Origin of the sequence: Pseudomonas moorei (assembly GCF_042846945.1) — a bacterium.
Lineage (GTDB): Bacteria > Pseudomonadota > Gammaproteobacteria > Pseudomonadales > Pseudomonadaceae > Aquipseudomonas > Aquipseudomonas moorei.
In genome coordinates this window covers 1-19,090 of record NZ_AP035776.1, presented here as the reverse complement: position 1 = coordinate 19,090, position 19,090 = coordinate 1, and the positions used below count along the sequence as shown (strand labels likewise).

Annotated in this window: 20 protein-coding genes and 1 tRNA gene; 15 read left to right on the top strand and 6 right to left on the bottom strand. The window is 58.9% G+C overall.

Annotated features, from left to right (window positions below):
• The first annotated feature begins 57 nt into the window (after positions 1–57).
• From ACGJAX_RS00105 to nadA, 15 genes are all read left to right on the top strand, one after another.
• Positions 58–804: a YebC/PmpR family DNA-binding transcriptional regulator gene (locus ACGJAX_RS00105; RefSeq protein WP_247257333.1), complete on the top strand. Its 747-nt coding sequence runs from the start codon at positions 58–60 to the stop codon at positions 802–804.
• A gap of 148 nt (positions 805–952) precedes the next feature.
• Complete coding sequence (ruvC, locus tag ACGJAX_RS00100) at positions 953–1,477, top strand: crossover junction endodeoxyribonuclease RuvC (RefSeq protein WP_034149140.1); 525 nt, start codon at positions 953–955, stop codon at positions 1,475–1,477.
• Positions 1,478–1,590: 113 nt separating this feature from the next.
• A complete protein-coding gene (gene ruvA / locus ACGJAX_RS00095) occupies positions 1,591–2,199 on the top strand; it encodes a Holliday junction branch migration protein RuvA (protein ID WP_046818808.1) in 609 nt (202 codons plus the stop codon).
• Complete coding sequence (gene ruvB, locus ACGJAX_RS00090; RefSeq protein WP_390957138.1) at positions 2,200–3,261, top strand: Holliday junction branch migration DNA helicase RuvB; 1,062 nt, start codon at positions 2,200–2,202, stop codon at positions 3,259–3,261.
• A gap of 127 nt (positions 3,262–3,388) precedes the next feature.
• Complete coding sequence (gene ybgC / locus ACGJAX_RS00085; protein WP_390957137.1) at positions 3,389–3,856, top strand: tol-pal system-associated acyl-CoA thioesterase; 468 nt, start codon at positions 3,389–3,391, stop codon at positions 3,854–3,856.
• Complete coding sequence (gene tolQ, locus ACGJAX_RS00080) at positions 3,846–4,541, top strand: protein TolQ (protein WP_047532507.1); 696 nt, start codon at positions 3,846–3,848, stop codon at positions 4,539–4,541. Before ybgC ends, tolQ begins: the two co-directional genes overlap by 11 nt.
• A gap of 23 nt (positions 4,542–4,564) precedes the next feature.
• A complete protein-coding gene (tolR, locus tag ACGJAX_RS00075) occupies positions 4,565–5,017 on the top strand; it encodes a protein TolR (RefSeq protein WP_161793955.1) in 453 nt (150 codons plus the stop codon).
• Positions 5,017–6,096, top strand: coding sequence for a cell envelope integrity protein TolA (gene tolA / locus ACGJAX_RS00070; protein WP_390957136.1), 1,080 nt, complete (start codon positions 5,017–5,019; stop codon positions 6,094–6,096). Before tolR ends, tolA begins: the two co-directional genes overlap by 1 nt.
• A 17-nt stretch (positions 6,097–6,113) precedes the next feature.
• Complete coding sequence (tolB, locus tag ACGJAX_RS00065) at positions 6,114–7,394, top strand: Tol-Pal system beta propeller repeat protein TolB (RefSeq protein WP_162842395.1); 1,281 nt, start codon at positions 6,114–6,116, stop codon at positions 7,392–7,394.
• 52 nt (positions 7,395–7,446) lie between these two features.
• Entirely contained in the window at positions 7,447–7,944 is a 498-nt protein-coding gene (pal, locus tag ACGJAX_RS00060; protein ID WP_090187413.1) for a peptidoglycan-associated lipoprotein Pal, read from the top strand.
• 6 nt (positions 7,945–7,950) lie between these two features.
• Complete coding sequence (gene ybgF / locus ACGJAX_RS00055) at positions 7,951–8,793, top strand: tol-pal system protein YbgF (RefSeq protein WP_390957135.1); 843 nt, start codon at positions 7,951–7,953, stop codon at positions 8,791–8,793.
• Between the two features lie 167 nt (positions 8,794–8,960).
• On the top strand, positions 8,961–9,608 hold the full coding sequence (queE, locus tag ACGJAX_RS00050) for a 7-carboxy-7-deazaguanine synthase QueE (protein WP_390957134.1): 648 nt from the start codon (positions 8,961–8,963) through the stop codon (positions 9,606–9,608).
• 1 nt (position 9,609) lies between these two features.
• A complete protein-coding gene (queC, locus tag ACGJAX_RS00045; RefSeq protein ID WP_090324765.1) occupies positions 9,610–10,302 on the top strand; it encodes a 7-cyano-7-deazaguanine synthase QueC in 693 nt (230 codons plus the stop codon).
• A gap of 63 nt (positions 10,303–10,365) precedes the next feature.
• Positions 10,366–10,441 (top strand) — tRNA-Lys (locus ACGJAX_RS00040).
• Positions 10,442–10,713: 272 nt separating this feature from the next.
• Positions 10,714–11,772 (top strand): quinolinate synthase NadA, encoded by a 1,059-nt coding sequence (nadA, locus tag ACGJAX_RS00035; protein ID WP_248915958.1) that lies wholly within the window; start codon positions 10,714–10,716, stop codon positions 11,770–11,772.
• Positions 11,773–11,905: 133 nt separating this feature from the next.
• Here the strand turns inward: nadA and ACGJAX_RS00030 are convergent, their stop codons facing one another.
• The 6 genes from ACGJAX_RS00030 to gcvH all read right to left on the bottom strand — a co-directional run bounded on the left by ACGJAX_RS00030 (position 11,906) and on the right by gcvH (position 19,084).
• Complete coding sequence (locus ACGJAX_RS00030; RefSeq protein WP_390957133.1) at positions 11,906–12,394, bottom strand: RDD family protein; 489 nt, start codon at positions 12,392–12,394, stop codon at positions 11,906–11,908.
• 95 nt (positions 12,395–12,489) lie between these two features.
• Positions 12,490–12,702, bottom strand: coding sequence for a cold-shock protein (locus ACGJAX_RS00025; RefSeq protein ID WP_010220199.1), 213 nt, complete (start codon positions 12,700–12,702; stop codon positions 12,490–12,492).
• Positions 12,703–13,104: 402 nt separating this feature from the next.
• A complete protein-coding gene (gene gcvT / locus ACGJAX_RS00020; protein WP_248915956.1) occupies positions 13,105–14,229 on the bottom strand; it encodes a glycine cleavage system aminomethyltransferase GcvT in 1,125 nt (374 codons plus the stop codon).
• 36 nt (positions 14,230–14,265) lie between these two features.
• On the bottom strand, positions 14,266–15,642 hold the full coding sequence (locus tag ACGJAX_RS00015) for an L-serine ammonia-lyase (protein ID WP_390957132.1): 1,377 nt from the start codon (positions 15,640–15,642) through the stop codon (positions 14,266–14,268).
• Positions 15,643–15,845: 203 nt separating this feature from the next.
• Complete coding sequence (gene gcvP, locus ACGJAX_RS00010) at positions 15,846–18,698, bottom strand: aminomethyl-transferring glycine dehydrogenase (protein WP_390957131.1); 2,853 nt, start codon at positions 18,696–18,698, stop codon at positions 15,846–15,848.
• A gap of 11 nt (positions 18,699–18,709) precedes the next feature.
• Entirely contained in the window at positions 18,710–19,084 is a 375-nt protein-coding gene (gcvH, locus tag ACGJAX_RS00005) for a glycine cleavage system protein GcvH (RefSeq protein ID WP_390957130.1), read from the bottom strand.
• Positions 19,085–19,090 lie beyond the last annotated feature (6 nt).

The window sequence follows — 19,090 nt, the reverse complement described above, 5'->3', positions numbered from 1 at the left end:
CCGGCCAGCGCGACGCCGCGTGGCGGGTAATGTGTCAAAGAGAATTCGGAGCGAGTTATGGCAGGTCATTCCAAGTGGGCGAACATCAAGCACCGCAAAGAACGTCAGGATGCCAAGAGAGGCAAGATTTTCACCAAGTGGATTCGCGAGTTGACCGTCGCTGCCCGTCAGGGTGGCGGTGATCCGGGCTCCAATCCGCGTCTGCGCCTGGCCCTGGACAAGGCCCTGGGTGCGAACATGAGCCGTGACATCATCGATCGCGCCATCGCCCGTGGTACCGGTGCTGCCGACACTGATGACGTAGTCGAGCTGACCTACGAAGGTTACGGTCCGGGCGGCGTAGCGGTGATGGTCGAGTGCATGACCGACAACCGCAACCGTACTGCGGCGGCGGTACGCCATGCGTTCAGCAAGTGCGGCGGCAACCTGGGCACCGACGGCTCGGTAGCTTATCTGTTCGAGCGAAAGGGGCAGATCTCCTTCGCACCAGGCGCCGATGAGGATGCGCTGATGGAAGCGGCCATGGAGGCCGATGCTGACGACGTGGTGACCAACGAAGACGGTTCCATTGATGTGTTCACCTCGTTTGCCGGGTTCTATTCCGTGCGTAACGCGTTGGAAGCGGCCGGGTTCAAGGGCGAAGACGCGGAAATCGTCATGCTGCCGACCACCAGCGCCGAACTGGATCTGGAAGGCGCCGAGAAAGTCCTCAAGCTGATCGACATGCTTGAAGACCTGGATGACGTTCAGAATGTCTACTCCAATGCGGATATTCCGGAGTCGGTGGCCGCACAACTGGGTTGATGTTGCCTTTGCAGGAGCGAGCCTGCTCGCGATGAGCCCGAGAGCGGTGCGCCAATTCAGGTCGCCTGCGTCATCGTTGGCGCCCATCGCGAGCAAGTTCGCTCCTACAGGTTTGATACGTGGCTTTTTCCAATATCCCGCAGGCGTTATGACTTTAATTCTAGGTATCGACCCCGGATCACGGATCACCGGTTATGGCGTGGTTCGCGATACTGGTCGTGGCTGCGTTTACGTGGCGTCGGGCTGCATTCGCACCGGCTCGGGCGAGTTGCATGAGCGCCTGCAAATCGTCTATCGCGGTGTTCGTGAGGTTATCCAGACTTACGGTCCAGTGACCATGGGTATCGAAAAGGTGTTCATGGCGCGCAACGCCGACTCGGCGCTGAAACTTGGGCAGGCTCGTGGCGCGGCCATTGTCGCCGGTGCCGAAGAAAACCTGGAAATCGCCGAGTACACCGCTACCCAGGTCAAACAAGCGGTGACCGGGACGGGCGGGGCGAACAAAGAGCAGGTACAGATGATGGTCATGCATATGCTTAAGCTGACCAGCAAGCCGCAAATCGATGCCTCGGATGCCCTGGCCATTGCCATTTGCCATGCTCATACCCGTTCCAGCCTGTTGCCCCACGGCCTTGGCACGGCACGCAGTCGTGGCGGGCGCTTGCGTCTCTGATAGCATCAGCAGTCAATTTTATGGAATGAGGATTTTGCGCCTGAGTTGTCGGCGCAAATCCTTGCTCTTTCTGTCGCTGGCCTTGCGCTGGCCAACGCTCAAGGATCTGTAACGTGATTGGACGCTTGCGCGGCACACTGGCTGAGAAACAGCCGCCGCATCTGATTCTCGATGTAAATGGTCTTGGGTATGAGCTTGAAGTGCCCATGACCACGCTTTATCGCCTGCCGTCGGTCGGTGAACCGCTGACGTTGCACACCCATTTGGTCGTACGCGAAGACGCGCAGTTACTCTATGGCTTCGTCGGTAAGCGTGAGCGAGACTTTTTTCGCGAGTTGATCCGTCTCAATGGCGTCGGGCCGAAGTTAGCCCTGGCGTTGATGTCCAGCCTTGAAGTCGATGAGTTGGTCCGCTGTGTTCAATCCCAGGACACTTCGGCGCTGACCAAGGTGCCAGGCGTGGGCAAGAAAACTGCAGAGCGCCTGTTGGTGGAGCTCAAGGATCGCTTCAAGGCCTGGGAAACGGTACCGGCTATGTTTGCCTTGGTTCCGAACCAGCCGGATGGGCCAGCCCCGGTCAATAGCGCCGAAAACGACGCGGTCAGTGCGCTGATTTCCCTGGGGTACAAGCCGCAGGAAGCCAGTAAGGCGATTTCCGCGATCAAGGAGAAAGGCTTGAGCAGTGAAGACCTGATTCGTCGTGCCCTGAAGGGAATGATTTAAGTGATTGAAGCTGATCGTCTGATCGCCGCTACGGGTGGTCCCCGTGATCGCGAGGAAGTCCAGGACCGTGCGATACGGCCAGTCAGCCTGGCCGAATACATTGGTCAGCCGACCGTTCGCGAGCAGATGGAGTTGTTCATCCAGGCGGCCCGTGGGCGCAGTGAGTCCCTGGATCACACGCTGATTTTCGGGCCGCCGGGTTTGGGTAAGACCACCTTGGCCAACATCATCGCCCAGGAAATGGGTGTTTCGATAAAGAGCACCTCGGGGCCTGTGCTGGAGCGCCCGGGCGACCTGGCGGCGCTGCTGACCAATCTTGAGCCGCATGACGTACTGTTCATCGACGAAATTCATCGGCTATCGCCGATTGTCGAGGAAGTGTTGTACCCGGCGATGGAGGATTTCCAGCTCGACATCATGATCGGAGAGGGGCCGGCTGCGCGTTCGATCAAGCTGGATTTGCCGCCTTTCACCCTGGTCGGTGCGACCACGCGGGCGGGGATGCTGACCAACCCGTTGCGTGACCGTTTCGGGATCGTCCAGCGTCTGGAGTTCTACAGCACTGCCGACCTGGCCACGATTGTCAGTCGTTCGGCCAACATCCTCGGTTTGCCGCTGGATCCGGAAGGCGCCTTTGAAATCGCCCGCCGTGCCCGGGGTACCCCGCGAATCGCCAATCGCTTGCTGCGTCGCGTGCGGGATTTCGCCGAGGTTCGTGCCAAGGGCCACATCACCAAGCCGATTGCCGACCTGGCCCTGAACCTGCTGGATGTCGACGAGCGTGGTTTCGATCATCAGGACCGACGTCTGTTGCTGACCATGATCGAGAAGTTCGATGGCGGGCCGGTTGGGGTCGACAGCCTCGCCGCCGCCATCAGTGAGGAGCGTCACACCATTGAAGACGTACTTGAGCCCTATCTGATCCAGCAGGGCTACATCATGCGCACGCCGCGCGGGCGGGTAGTGACGCGTCATGCATACCTGCACTTTGGCTTAAACATTCCGTCACGATTGGGTGATATGCCCGTGATAGACGAGTTCCTTGACGCCGTGGACGATTAATAACCTTTGCGTGCTGATTTATTCGGGCATTGTGCTGTCCTATGACCGCGCTTTTGCAAGAAAGCCGCAGAACAATGAAAAACAGTTGCCTGGCCGGATTGGCAACCTGAGGAGTAAGCACTAGAGTATGCGCGCGCAAAACGGGCTTGAGCCTTTCGCACATCGTTGTCGCGTTTATTACGAGGACACCGATGCGGGCGGCATCGTGTATTACGTAAATTACCTCAAGTTTATGGAACGGGCTCGAACCGAGCGGCTACGAGATCTGGGCTTCGCCCAATCGCAGCTGGCAGGTGAGGACCTGTTGTTCGTCGTGCATTCCAGCGAAGCGCGCTACCACGCGCCGGCGCGACTGGACGACGAGCTGCTGGTAAGCGCTGAAGTAATCGAATTGAACCGTGTCAGCCTGCGCTTTAAACAGCAGGTCAGGCGGGCTACGGATAATGCGCTGCTCTGCGAGGGGCAGTTTTTGGTGGCCTGTGTGCGCACTAACAGTTTGAAACCCCGGGCCATTCCCGAAGCTCTACGAGCGGCCTTTGCCGACGTGAGCGGCGCGGGTACACACTCAAAGCAGGAGATAAATCGTGGAAGCTAACGTCGTCGACCATTCCTCCATGTGGAGCCTGGTCAGCAATGCCAGTGTCGTGGTGCAATTGGTAATGCTGATCCTGGTAGCCGCATCGGTGACCTCGTGGATCATGATTTTTCAGCGCAGCAATCTGATACGCGCTGGCCGACGTGCCCTGGAGAGCTTTGAAGAGCGCTTCTGGTCGGGTATCGACCTGTCCAAGCTCTACCGTCAGGCCGGCAGCAACCCGGACCCTGATTCGGGTGTCGAGCAGATCTTCCGCGCCGGTTTCAAAGAGTTCTCTCGTCTGCGTCAGCAACCTGGCGTCGACCCTGAAGCGGTCATGGAAGGCGTGGCTCGCGCCATGAGGGTTGCCATTTCCCGCGAAGAAGAAAAGCTCGAGCAAAGCTTGCCGTTCCTGGCCACTGTTGGCTCTGTCAGCCCGTACATCGGTCTGTTCGGTACGGTCTGGGGCATCATGAACTCCTTCCGTGGCCTGGCGACTGCCCAGCAAGCAACGCTGGCGACTGTGGCCCCTGGTATCGCCGAAGCCCTGGTCGCCACTGCGATCGGTCTGTTCGCCGCCATCCCGGCCGTTATCGCTTACAACCGCTTCTCTGCTCGCAGCGAAACCCTGCTGAGCCGTTACTACACCTTCGCCGATGAATTCCAGGCGATCCTGCACCGCAAAGTGCACACCAGCGAAGAATAAGCAGGTAATTTCCAATGGCTTTAATCGCTCGAGCTCGACACAAGCGCAAGCCGGTCGCCGAGATGAACGTGGTGCCCTACATCGACGTGATGTTGGTGCTACTGGTCATCTTCATGGTGACCGCGCCGATGCTCAATCAGGGCGTGAAAGTTGATTTGCCCAAGGTTTCCAGCGAAGCCTTGCCGCAGGACAACAACACCCAGGTCCTGACCATTTCGATCAAGGCTGACAAGACCTATTACTGGAACCTTGGCAGCGAAGTCGACACAGAGAAGCAACAGGACAGGGCCATGACCCTGCCTCAGATGACTGACGCGGTGACCAAGATCATTCGTGCCGGCAATGAAGGCGGCAAGCACACCCAGGTCTTCATTCGCGGCGACAAGTCCGTCGATTACGGCTCTGTCATGGGCGCCATGGGCGGATTGCAGAAAGCCGGGGTCGGTAATGTTGGCTTGATTACCGAGGCCCCCTGATGCAGCAGCAGCGAGAGCCGTCCGCCTCGGAAAGCTACTTCTGGCCTAGTGTCTGGGCGATTGGCTTGCACGTGCTGGTGTTCGGCATGCTGTTTGTCAGTTTCGCCATGACACCGGAACTGCCGCCGGCCAAGCCGATTGTCCAGGCGACCTTGTACCAGCTGAAATCGAAAAGTCGGGCGACCACCCAGACCAATCAGAAGATTGCCGGTGAAGCGCAGAAATCTGCTGCGCGTCAGACCGAAGTCGAACAGATGGAACAGAAGAAGGTCGAGCAGGAAGCGATAAAGGCTGCGGAACAAAAGAAAGAAGAAGCGGCTCAAAAGGCCGAGGAAGCCAAGAAGGCCGACGAGTCGAAGAAAGCGGCAGAGGCGAAAAAGGCTGATGAAGCCAAGAAAGCCGATGAAGCGAAGAAGACCGCCGAAGCCAAGAAGGCAGAAGAGAAACAATTGGCTGATATAGCCAAGAAGAAAGCGGAAGAAGAAGCCAAGAAGGCTGCTGAAGAAGAGGCCAAGAAAGCGGCCGCTGAAGAAGCGAAGAAGAAGATCGTCGAAGACGCGAAGAAGAAAGCCGCGGAAGACGCCAAGAAGAAAGTTGAAGCTGAAGAGGCGAAGAAGAAAGTCGCCGAAGAAGCGAAGAAGAAAGCTGCTGCCGATGCTGCGAAGAAGAAATCGCAGGATGCGGCGCGTAAATCCGCCGAAGACAAAAAGGCCCAGGCCCTGGCAGATTTGCTTTCCGATACGCCGCAGCGTCAGCAGGCCTTGGCCGATGAGCAGGGTGACGAAGTCGCCGGCAGTTTCGATGACCTGATTCGGGCTCGTGCAGCGGAAGGCTGGGCTCGTCCACCTTCGGCCCGCAAAGGCATGACGGTCGTGTTGCAAATCGGCATGTTGCCGGACGGTACGGTGACTACGGTCAGTGTGGCCAAGTCCAGTGGCGACGGTCCATTTGACGCATCGGCTGTAGCAGCGGTGAAGAATATTGGACGTTTGACAGAAATGCAGGGAATGAAGCCGAGTGATTTCGCTCAGTATCGTTCATTCAAGATGACATTCACACCTGAGGATCTAGCCTTGTGAGAAACCTTCTTCGAGGAATGCTGGTCGTTATCTGCTGCATGGCAGGGATGGCGATGGCAGATGAGAAAAACATTCTGGTCACCAGCGGCAGCGATCGGGCTACTCCGATCGCCGTCGTACCGTTCGGTAACCAGGGCGGCAGCGTCCTGCCGGACGACATGGCCGAAATCATCGGTAATGACCTGCGCAATTCGGGTTACTACTCGCCGATTCCCAAGCAGAACATGATCAGCCAGCCGAGTCAGGCCAGCGAAATCATCTACCGTGACTTCAAGGCACTGGGTGCCCAGTACGTCATGGTCGGCAGCATTGTTCCGGCCGGTGGCCGCCTGCAGGTGCAATACGCGCTGTTCAACGTCGCCACCGAGCAGCAAGTGCTGACCGGCAGTGTATCGGGCGGCGTGGATCAGCTGCGAGATATGGCGCACTACATCTCCGACCAGTCGTTCGAAAAACTCACCGGCATCAAAGGTGCGTTCTCGACTCGTTTGCTGTACGTGACTGCCGAGCGTTTCTCCGAGAAGAACACTCGCTACACACTGCAGCGTTCGGACTATGACGGTGCACGCGCCGTGACTCTGCTGCAATCGCGCGAGCCGATTCTGTCGCCGCGCTTCGCGCCGGATGGCAAGCGCATCGCCTACGTTTCGTTCGAGCAGAAGCGTCCCCGTATCTTCATGCAGAACATCGACACCGGTCGCCGTGAGCAGATCACCAACTTCGAAGGCCTGAACGGAGCACCTGCCTGGTCGCCGGATGGCAACCGCCTGGCATTCGTACTGTCGAAGGATGGCAACCCGGACATCTATGTGATGAATCTGGGCTCGCGTCAGATCACCCGTGTCACCAACGGTCCTGGTATCAACACCGAGCCGTTCTGGGGCAAGGATGGTTCGACCATCTACTTCACTTCAGACCGTGGCGGCAAACCGCAGATCTACAAAACCAGCGTGGGCGGTGGTGGTGCCGAGCGTGTGACCTTCATTGGTAACTACAACGCCAACCCTAAACTGTCGGCCGACGAAAAAACCCTGGTGATGATTCACCGCCAGGACGGTTTCACCAATTTCAAAGTGGCGGCTCAGGATTTGCAACGCGGTAGTGTAAAGATCCTCACTGATAGCACTCTGGACGAGTCGCCCACTGTTGCGCCCAACGGCACCATGGTAATCTACGCCACCCGCCAGCAGGGCCGGGGAGTCTTGATGCTCGTGTCTATCAATGGACGCGTAAGGCTCCCGCTTCCTACCGCTCAAGGCGAAGTCAGAGAACCTTCCTGGTCCCCTTACCTGAACTGACGCGGCGCTATACGTTTTACTTAACACACTGGGGTTCATTAGGAGTTTCACGATGGAAATGCTGAAGTTTGGTAAATTTGCTGCGCTGGCTCTGGCCATGGCTGTAGCTGTAGGTTGCTCGTCCAAAGGCGGCGACAACGCCGGTCAAGGCGCTGTTGATCCAAACGCTGGTTATGGCGCCAACACTGGTGCTGTTGACGGTTCCCTGAGCGAAGAAGCTGCTCTGCGCGCAATCACCACCTTCTACTTCGAATACGATAGCTCGGACCTGAAGCCAGAAGCCATGCGCGCTCTGGACGTTCACGCCAAAGACCTGAAAGCAAACGGCGCTCGCGTTGTTCTGGAAGGCAACACCGACGAACGTGGTACTCGTGAGTACAACATGGCACTGGGCGAGCGTCGTGCGAAAGCCGTTCAGCGCTACCTGGTACTGCAAGGTGTTTCCCCAGCTCAGCTGGAACTGGTTTCCTACGGCGAAGAGCGTCCAGTTGCTACCGGCAACGACGAGCAGTCCTGGGCTCAAAACCGTCGCGTCGAACTGCGTAAGTAATTCGTCATGCGAACGTGCCGTCGTGCTGTAACTGTTCTGGCTCTCAGTCTCGCACCGCTCGCGGTGTGGGCTGCGGTTCCTGTGGTCGATAACAACTCCGGTTATAACAATAGCGGGAGCAGTTATCCGCCTGCAGGTTACGGTACGAACGGCGCCTATGCCGGGGGAGGGGTTTCGGCCCCTGTCTCGGCACAGGGCGAGCTGTTCAACCAACTGCAATCGATGCAGCAACAAATCGAGCGTCAGCAAGGCGCAATCGAGGTTCTGCAAAATGATGTAGCGCGCATGAAGCAGGAAAACCTGGAGCGATACCAGGACCTGGATCGGCGCATAGGAACCGGCGCTGCACCGGCCGCGACTCCTGAGAATTCTTCTTCTACCGGTGGCGATTTGAACGCCCCCGTTGCAGCAGCAGGCGCAGGTGCAGGGGCGGCCGCCGCTCAAGCACCGGCCGCGGGTAGCGAACCGGCGGACCCGGCGAAGGAAAAGCTCTATTACGACGCAGCCTTCGACTTGATCAAAGCCAAGGATTTCGACAAGGCCAGTCAGGCTTTCGCCGCATTCCTGCGCAAATACCCGAACAGCCAATACGCGGGTAACGCCCAGTACTGGTTGGGCGAAGTGAACCTGGCAAAGGGCGATCTGCAAGGCGCAGGTCAGGCGTTTGCCAAGGTTTCGCAGCTGTACCCGAAGCACGCGAAGGTGCCTGATTCGCTGTACAAGCTCGCTGATGTGGAGCGCCGTCTCGGTCATACCGACCGTGTCAAAGGCATTTTGCAGCAGGTGGTTTCCCAATATCCGGGGACTTCCGCCGCTCAGCTGGCTCAACGCGATTTGCAGCGCATGTAAGCCTGCTTGACTCGTTTCGAAGAAACCCGCGCTTGTCGCGGGTTTTTTCGTTAGAATTCACCCCCTTTTTTCTGAAACACGCTTTTTGGGACCTGCGCATTGCCGGGGTTCCTTGAAGTGCCTGACGGAGGCGGACAGCCTGTTTAGCTGTTACGCCCGTGGCGACTATGCAAGACACATTGAGAATTACCGAAGTTTTCTACTCGTTGCAGGGTGAAACTCGGACTGCCGGCCTGCCCACTGTTTTTGTGCGTTTGACTGGCTGTCCGTTGCGTTGCCAATACTGCGACAGCGCCTACGCCTTCACTGGCGGAACCCTGCGTACGCTCGACGACATCCTCGAGCAAGTGGCCGGTTTCCGTCCGCGTTATGTCTGTGTCACCGGCGGCGAGCCCTTGGCACAACCCAACGCCATTCCACTGCTCAAGCAGTTATGCGATGCCGGTTACCAAGTGTCACTGGAAACCAGTGGTTCTCTCGATATATCGGCGGTAGATTCCCGGGTCAGTCGCGTCGTCGACCTGAAAACTCCAGGTTCGAAAGAAGCGCATCGCAACCGTTACGAGAACATTGAGTTGCTCACGTCCAACGATCAGGTGAAGTTTGTGATCTGCTCGCGGGAAGACTATGACTGGTCGGTGTCCAACCTGATCCAGTACGGTCTTGATCGGCGCGCCGGCGAAGTCCTGTTCTCGCCGAGTCACCATGATCTTAATGCTCGAGACCTGGCTGACTGGGTGGTGGCAGACAACCTGCCAGTACGCCTGCAATTGCAGCTGCATAAATATCTTTGGAATGACGAGCCGGGGCGCTGAAATGACAGAACAACTGAACACTGCTGAAAAACGTGCGGTCATCCTGCTTTCCGGAGGTTTGGACTCGGCGACCGTCGTCGCCATGGCCCGCGCCGAAGGCTACAGCTGCTACACCATGAGCTTCGACTATGGTCAGCGGCACCGTGCTGAATTACACGCCGCCGAACGTGTTGCCCGCGATCTGGGTGTGGTCGAGCACAAGGTCATCGGACTGAATCTGAATGGCATTGGCGGTTCAGCGTTGACCGACAGCAGCATCGACGTCCCTGAATCGCCAAGCGAAGGCATTCCGGTGACTTACGTCCCGGCACGCAACACGGTGTTTCTGTCGCTGGCGCTGGGCTGGGCGGAAGTGCTGGGCGCGCGTGACATCTTTATCGGTGTGAATGCGGTCGATTACTCCGGTTACCCCGACTGCCGTCCCGAATTTGTCGAAGCGTTCGAGCGCATGGCCAATCTGGCCACCAAGGCGGGTGTAGAAGGGCAGGGGTTTCGCATCCAGGCGCCACTGCAAAACCTGAGCAAGGCGCAGATCGTTCAGGCGGGCGTGAAGCTTGGTGTGGATTACAGTCTGACCGTTTCTTGCTATCAGGCCGACGATAACGGCCGTGCCTGCGGCAAATGCGATAGCTGCCGATTGCGTGCGGAAGGCTTTTCGGCGGCCGGAATCAGTGATCCAACACCTTATTTTTGATTTATTTCAAAATAGGTGTTGAATAGTCCTTAAAAATCAGTATTATACGCGCCACCACACAGCGGGTCGTTAGCTCAGTTGGTAGAGCAGTTGGCTTTTAACCAATTGGTCGTAGGTTCGAATCCCACACGACCCACCATTTTCAAGCTGTTTTAAAAGTCTGGAAGGCCCACGAAAGTGAGGATTTCCGGATTTTTTTTTGCCTGCGATTCAGGGTTGCTCAGATTCTGGGCGTCACCGCATGACGCAAGTCAGAATCATCTTTTGCATCGTCGGGATATTCTGTAGCCTTGCGCAGCTTCAACGCTGTCCGTGCCTGATCAATACTCACTTTCCCGGCGGTACCCAGCAGGGTCTGGAGCCGGGTGTATACTCGACTTTCGCGCGAATGCGCCTGCAGGTCTTGCGAACATGACGCAGATTTCCGAACGCCTTCTGGTTCAAGCCCACCTCGACGCCAAGCAGCCCAAGCCGCTGACCGCCGATGAGGAAGCCCATTACCGTGCCGCCATCGCTGCCGAGCTCAAGGCTCAGGACGCAGTGCTGGTTGCTCACTTCTATTGTGACCCGATCATTCAGGCCCTGGCCGAAGAAACCGGTGGCTGTGTCTCCGACTCGCTGGAGATGGCTCGCTTCGGCAATGCTCATCCGGCCAAGACCGTCGTGGTCGCCGGTGTGAAGTTCATGGGCGAAACCGCCAAGATCCTTAATCCGGAAAAAAGAATCCTGATGCCGACCCTGGAAGCGACCTGTTCGCTGGACCTGGGTTGCCCGGTCGACGAGTTTTCCGCGTTCTGCGATCAGCACCCCGAGCGTACGGTGGTGGTTTATGCCAATACGTCGGCGGCGGTCAAAGCCCGGGCGGATTGGGTGGTGACCTCAAGCTGCGCGCTGGAGATCGTCGAAAGCCTGATGGATAACGGCGAAACGATCATCTGGGGGCCGGACAAGCACCTGGGCACTTACATTCAGCGCCAGACTGGCGCCGACATGCTGCTTTGGGATGGCGCCTGCATCGTTCACGAAGAATTCAAATCGAAGCAGCTCGAAGACATGAAGGCGCTGTATCCGGATGCGGCAATTCTGGTGCACCCGGAATCGCCGACATCGGTGATCGAGCTGGCGGATGCCGTTGGTTCCACCAGTCAGTTGATCGCGGCGGCGCAGAGCCTTCCGAACAAGACCCTGATTGTCGCCACTGATCGTGGCATTTTCTACAAGATGCAGCAGTTGTGTCCTGACAAGGTCTTTATCGAAGCGCCAACGGCCGGTAACGGCGCTGCATGCCGCAGCTGCGCGCACTGCCCATGGATGGCGATGAATACCCTTGAGCGCACGCTCAAGAGCTTGAAGGAAGGGGCGAATGAGATCTTTGTTGATCCTGCGCTGATTCCACAGGCGATTCGACCGCTGAAGCGGATGCTCGACTTCACCCAGGCTGCGCGGATGAAACTGGCGGGCAACGCCTGAGATCCACCGGCTATTAGAAAAAACTGTGGGAGCGAGCCAGCTCTCGATGGCGGACTGTCAGTCACAGGCATGTTGACTGATAAGCTGCCTTCGCGAGCGGGCTCGCTCCCACAATGATTTGTGCGGTGCGTATTTATTTGGATTTCTTTGGAATCTGCACCAGTTGAGTATTGGAATACATGTCATGCCAGCTGCGTTTCTGCTTGTCGAACAGCGACCAGAAGAAACCCAAGCCCAGGCATAGCAACGACGCGATAGACACCACGAAACGCAGCAAAGCTTGCCACAGGCTGATTGAGGAGCCGTCGGCATTCTGGACGCGGATGCACCAGACCTGCATCCCCAACGTCTGGCCAGACCAGGTCCAGAACTTGGCGAAAAATCCGAACAGTACGAACAGGAGCACTGTCGACAGCAGTGGATCGCCATCCAGCGCGCCAGATTCGGTGAGGGCGCGCATTTTGTCTTCGCCGATGATCACCATTTGAACCATCTTGTAAATGCCGCTCGTAACGATCAATAGAGCCGTGCACAGCAGGAAGTCATAGAACATCGCTGCCAGACGACGACCCAGGCCCGCGGCAGGAAATTCGCCCTGGGGGGTAAGCAGGTGTTTCGGCATGGCAGGCTCTCGGCGAAAAAAGAAGCCATTTTACGGATTTGCGCGCACAAAAAAGCCCCTGATGTCAGCATCAGGGGCTTTTTCGTAACAGAAAATTAGGCTTCTGCGATGACTTCGTCAGCCTGCATGCCTTTCTGGCCTTGCACGGCGATGAAAGTCACTTTTTGGCCTTCTTTCAGGCTCTTGAAGCCGTTGCCCTGGATGGCGCGGAAATGTACGAACAGATCCGGACCGCTCTCTGGAGTGATAAAACCAAAACCTTTCTCGTCGTTAAACCACTTGACGGTACCGCTCTGACGTTGGGACATTTCTTATTTCCTTTGACGCTAAAATTAATGACAGTCTCCTTCTCATGAAAGAGTACTGGGGCTGGTTGCAGGAGAGTAAGAAGACGTCGAACGGGATGTAGCTAACTTGTAGGCTACTGCCCAGGTCACGATTCCAAGCGACCCATGCAAACACAGTGAACAAACTCTACGCCAACTATGGGAGAAAAAACAAGCCCTGCGAAGTCCCCGGATTTCCTCAGTTTGAGCAATTTTCCGGCCTGTTAGTGGGTGCTTATTCGTTATGCTGGTTCAATTGTTTTCGATCGTTATAAGCAAAGTTCATAATCGAAGCTTAGAGTCAAACGATGCACTATTTTATGGCGGTTGCGTTACACATTAGTGCACTGTTAACGCAACCGCGTTACTTATAGGAACAGTCAATCAGCCGCGATAGTAGCGTTGTGGAACAAATGGCATTTTGCTTACAAGCAAAGGCACCTTTTTCCCACGAACAATTGCCCACACCGGCGTATCGAGAGCGATGTAGGCGCTGTCGAGGTAGCCCATCGCCAAAGGACCGCCGAGGGTCGGCCCGAAACCGCCGCTGCAGACGCTGCCGATGATCTCGCCGGCTTCGTTGACGATCTCTGCGCCTTCGCGCACCGGGGTGCGTTCCTGCGGCAGCAGGCCGACCCGTTTGCGGTTAACGCCGCCCTGTTGTTGGGCGAATACGATCTCTGCACCCGGGAAGCCACCGGCGCGCGCGCCATCGGCACGGCGTGGCTTGGATATGGCCCACAACAGGCTGGCCTCGATCGGGGTGGTGTCGGTGTTCATGTCGTGGCCGTACAGGCACAGGCCGGCTTCCAGGCGCAACGAGTCGCGCGCGCCGAGGCCGATGGCTTCTACTTCCGGTTCTGCCAACAGGGCGCGGGCCAGGGCTTCGGCATTTTGCGCCGGCACGGAAATTTCGAAGCCGTCTTCACCGGTGTAGCCCGAGCGGCTGACAAAACACTCCACGCCCAAAAGTTTCACACGGGTGAACTGCATGAACGTCATCTTCGCCACTTCCGGCGCCAGTCGTGCCAGGACAGTGACCGCCGTCGGGCCTTGCAGTGCGAGCAGGGCGCGCTCTTCGAACAGAGGCTCGATGGTGCATTGATCGCCAATATGCTTGCGCAGGTGCGCCAGATCCTGATCTTTACAGGCGGCATTGACCACCAGGAACAACTCGTCGTTACCCAGGTTGGCGACCATCAGGTCGTCGAGGATGCCGCCGCTCTCATTGGTGAACATCGCGTAACGTTGCATACCCACTGGCAGGTCGATGATGTCCACCGGCACGAGGGTTTCCAGGGCCTTGGCGGCATTGGCACCGGTCAGGCGGATCTGGCCCATGTGCGAAACATCAAACAGTCCGGCCTGGTCGCGGGTGTGCTGGTGTTCTTTCATCACGCCCAGCGGGTACTGCACAGGCATGTCATAGCCTGCGAACGGAACCATGCGTGCGCCGAGTTCGATATGCAGGGCGTGCAACGGGGTTTTCAACAGTGGTTCGGTGGACATATTCAGCTCCTGAAGAAGTGTGCAGGTGAGCGCACATCAGCACTCGATAATGTTGACCGCTAGACCGCCACGGGCGGTTTCTTTGTATTTGCTTTTCATGTCGGCGCCGGTCTGGCGCATGGTGCGAATGACCTTGTCGAGGGAGACGAAGTGTTGCCCGTCGCCGCGCATGGCCATGCGCACGGCATTGATGGCCTTGACCGAGCCCATGGCGTTGCGCTCGATGCAAGGCACCTGCACCAGTCCGCCAATCGGGTCGCACGTCAGGCCGAGGTTGTGTTCCATGCCGATTTCGGCGGCGTTTTCCACTTGCTGAACGCTGCCGCCGAGAACTTCGCACAGAGCACCGGCAGCCATGGAACACGCTACGCCCACTTCACCCTGGCAGCCGACTTCGGCGCCGGAGATAGAGGCATTTTCCTTGTACAGGATGCCGATGGCCGCAGCGGTCAGCAGGAAGCGCACCACCCCGTCATTGTTCGCGCCGGGAATAAAACGCATGTAGTAATGCAGCACCGCCGGAATGATCCCGGCCGCGCCATTGGTGGGGGCCGTGACCACGCGCCCGCCGTTGGCGTTTTCTTCGTTGACGGCCAGGGCGTAGAGGTTGACCCAGTCCAGCACGGACAGTGGATCGCGCAAGGCGGACTCTGGATTGCTGCACAGTTGTCGATGCAGCGCGGCCGCCCGCCGTTTGACCTTCAAACCGCCAGGCAGGATGCCTTCGTTGCGGCAACCGGCGGCGACGCAGTCCTGCATCACTTGCCAGATTTTCAGCAGGCCGGCACGGGTTTCCGCTTCCGGGCGCCAGGCGCTTTCGTTGGTCAGCATCACCTGGCTGATAGACAAGCCATAGGTGGTGCAATGACCGAGCAAGTCCTTGGCACTTTTGAAGGGAAAGGTCAGGGGCGTGGCATCTTCAACGATGCGGTCGGCGCCAGCGGCATCTTCATCGACGACAAACCCGCCGCCGACCGAGTAATACTCGCGACTGCGAATTTGCAGGCCGGCTGCGTCAAATGCGCGGAAGATCATGCCGTTGGGGTGATAGGCCAATGGCTTGCGAATCATGGCCAGGTGTTCTTTATCGTTGAACGCAATGCTGTGTTCGCCGAGCAGGTTCAAGCGTCCGTTGCCGCGAATCTGTTGCAGACGGGCGGCGACGGTTTCGGTATCTACGGTGTCAGGGTGTTCGCCCTCCAGGCCGAGCAGCACAGCCTTGTCGCTGCCGTGGCCTTTGCCGGTGGCGCCGAGCGAGCCGTAAAGCTCGACCTTGACGCAGGCAGTCGTTGTCAGCAGTCCTTCACGGCGCAAGCCTTCGGCAAAACGCGCGGCGGCGCGCATCGGGCCGACGGTGTGGGAGCTGGAAGGACCGATGCCAATCTTGAACAGGTCGAACACGCTTAACGACATGGTTGTTCTCCGGTTTCTTGTTATAGGAATGGACGGAAATTCTGCCTTGATGCATTCCTTGTGGGAGCTGGCTTGCCAGCGATGGCGGTGGGTCAGGCAACAGATACGTAGACTGATCCACCCTCATCGCTGGCAAGCCAGCTCCTACAGGGGGTTCTGGTGTTCTTGAAAGTGGGGGCGAGCAAACCCGCCCCCTCATTCGATTAAGCGTAGCTTTCGATCGACGGGCAGGCGCAAACCAGGTTGCGGTCGCCGAAGACGTTGTCGACGCGACCGACCGGCGGCCAGTACTTGCCTTCGATCAGCGACGCTACCGGATAAACCGCCTGCTCCCGGCTATACGGATGCGACCACTCGCCCACCAGCTCCGCCGCCGTATGCGGGGCGTTTTTCAACGGGTTGTCGTCCTTGTCCAGGCTGCCGTTTTCCACCGCGCGGATTTCTTCGCGGATGCGGATCATGGCGTCGCAGAAGCGGTCCAGTTCTTCTTTGGATTCGCTTTCGGTCGGCTCGATCATCAGCGTGCCGGCCACCGGGAAGGACATGGTCGGGGCGTGGAAGCCGAAGTCGATCAGGCGCTTGGCCACGTCGTCCACGCTGATGCCGCTGCTGTCTTTGAGCGGACGCAGGTCGAGGATGCACTCGTGCGCCACCAGGCCGTTGCTGCCGGTGTAGAGCACCGGGTAGTGCTCTTCGAGGCGACGGGAAATGTAGTTGGCGTTGAGGATCGCCAGCTGCGAGGCGCGCTTGAGACCGGCGCCGCCCATCATGCGGATGTACATCCAGGTGATCGGCAGGATGCTCGCGCTGCCGAACGGCGCGGCGCACACCGCGCCTTCTTTGCGCGCCATTTGCGCGTGGCCTGGCAGGAACGGCGCCAGGTGCGATTTCACGCCAATCGGGCCGACGCCCGGGCCGCCACCGCCGTGGGGAATGCAGAAGGTCTTGTGCAGGTTCAGGTGCGAGACGTCGCCGCCGAACTTGCCCGGGGCGCAGAGGCCGACCATGGCGTTCATGTTGGCGCCGTCGATGTACACCTGGCCGCCGTGGTCATGGATGATGCCGCAGATTTCGCGGATGCCTTCCTCGAACACGCCGTGGGTCGAGGGGTAGGTGATCATCAATGCGGCGAGGTGTTCGCGGTGCTCGATGGCCTTGGCGCGCAGGTCTTCGATGTCGACGTTGCCACGGGCATCGCAGGCGGTCACGACGACGCGCATGCCGGCCATCTGGGCGGTGGCCGGGTTGGTGCCGTGGGCCGAGGACGGGATCAGGCAGATGTCGCGGCGGTCTTCGCCACGGCTCTGGTGGTAGGCGCGAATCGCCAGCAGGCCGGCGTACTCGCCTTGGGAACCGGCGTTCGGCTGCAGGGAGATCGAGTCGTAACCGGTGGCGGCGCAGAGCATCGCTTCCAGTTCGTCGGTCAGCTGCTGATAGCCGGCGCTTTGCTCGGCCGGGGCGAACGGGTGCAGGGCGCCGAACTCGGCCCAGGTCACCGGGATCATCTCGCTGGCGGCGTTGAGTTTCATGGTGCACGAGCCCAGCGGGATCATGGTGCGATCGAGCGCCAGGTCCTTGTCCGCGAGTTTGCGCAGGTAGCGCATCAGCTCGGTTTCCGAGTGATAACGGTTGAACACCGGGTGGCTGAGGATCGGCGACTGACGCACCAGCGCGGCCGGGATGGTCGCTTGGGTCGAAGCGGCGAGGGCGGCGAAGTCCGGCAGGGTGTTGCCATTGGACAGCAAGGCCCACAGGGTTTCCACGTCGGCCTGGGTGCTGGTTTCGTCGAGGGACAGGCCCAGACGCTCGGCGTCGATCACGCGCAGGTTGATCTGTTGGGCTCGCGCCTGGTCGTGCAGCGCGGCAGTTTCAACGCCGGTCTTGATCGTCAGGGTGTCGAAGAAACTGGCTTGCTCGACATGCAGACCGATGGCTTTCAGGCCTTGGGCCAGGATCGCGGTCAGCTGATGCACGCGGTTGGCAATCTGCGTCAGGCCTTTCGGGCCGTGGTACACGGCGTACATGCTGGCGATGTTGGCCAGCAGCACCTGCGCGGTGCAGATGTTGGACGTGGCCTTCTCGCGGCGGATGTGTTGCTCGCGGGTCTGCATCGCCAGGCGCAAGGCCGGCTTGCCGAAACGGTCCACCGAGACACCGACCAGACGGCCCGGCATGTCGCGCTTGAACGCGTCCTTGGTGGAGAAGTAGGCCGCGTGCGGGCCACCGAAGCCCAGCGGCACGCCGAAGCGTTGGGCGCTGCCGATGGCCACGTCGGCACCGAACTCGCCCGGCGGGGTCAGCAGGGTCAGGGCCAGCAGGTCGGCGGCCACGGCCACCAGGGCGTTGGCGGCGTGGAAACGCTCGGTCAATGCGCGGTAGTCGAACACGTCACCGTTGCTCGCCGGGTACTGCAGCAGGGCGCCGAAGAACGGGGTCACGTCGCTCAGTTCGTGCTCGTCGCCAACCACCACCTCGATGCCCAACGGCTCGGCACGGGTGCGCAGCACGTCGAGGGTCTGCGGGTGGCAATGCACGGAGGCGAAGAACTGGTGGCTGCCCTTGTTCTTGCTCAGGCGCTTGCAGAAGGTCATGGCTTCGGCGGCGGCGGTGGCTTCGTCGAGCAGCGAGGCGTTGGCGATCGGCAGGCCGGTGAGGTCGCTGATCAGGGTCTGGAAGTTCAGCAGGGCTTCGAGGCGACCCTGGGAAATTTCCGGCTGGTACGGGGTGTAGGCGGTGTACCAGGCCGGGTTTTCCAGCAGGTTGCGCAGGATCGGCGACGGCGTGTGCGTGCCGTAGTAACCCTGGCCGATGTAGGTCTTGAACAGCTGGTTCTTGCCGGCGATGGATTTGATCATCGCCAATGCATCGGCTTCGCTCAGGCCGTCTTCCAGGCCCAGCACGCTGGTGCCCTTGATGCTGTCGGGAATCACGCTGGCGCTCAGGGCTTCGAGGGAATCGAAGCCGAGGCTGTTGAGCATGGCTTGCTCGTCGCCGGCGCGGGGGCCGATGTGGCGGGCGATGAATTCGTTGGCAGTGGTCAGATTCACTTGGGTCATTTCAGCGCTCCTCAGGCTTCGGCGTTGGCTTTGATCAGACGGTCGTAGGCGTCCTGATCCAGCAGTTTGGCGACAGCCGAAGCGTCAGTTGGCTGGAAGCGGAAGAACCAGCCTTCGCCCAGTGGATCTTCGTTGACCAGCTCAGGGCTGCTGTCCAGTGCCGGGTTCACTTCCAGCACTTCACCGTCCAGTGGCATGTACACGCCGCTGGCAGCTTTTACCGATTCTACGGTGGCGGCTTCAGCGCCTTTTTCGTAGGACTGCAGCTCAGGCAGTTGTACGAAAACCACGTCGCCCAATGCGTTCTGCGCGAAAGCGGTGATGCCGACTGTGACCGTGCCGTCAGCTTCGGTACGCAGCCATTCGTGATCTTCAGTAAAACGCAACTCGCT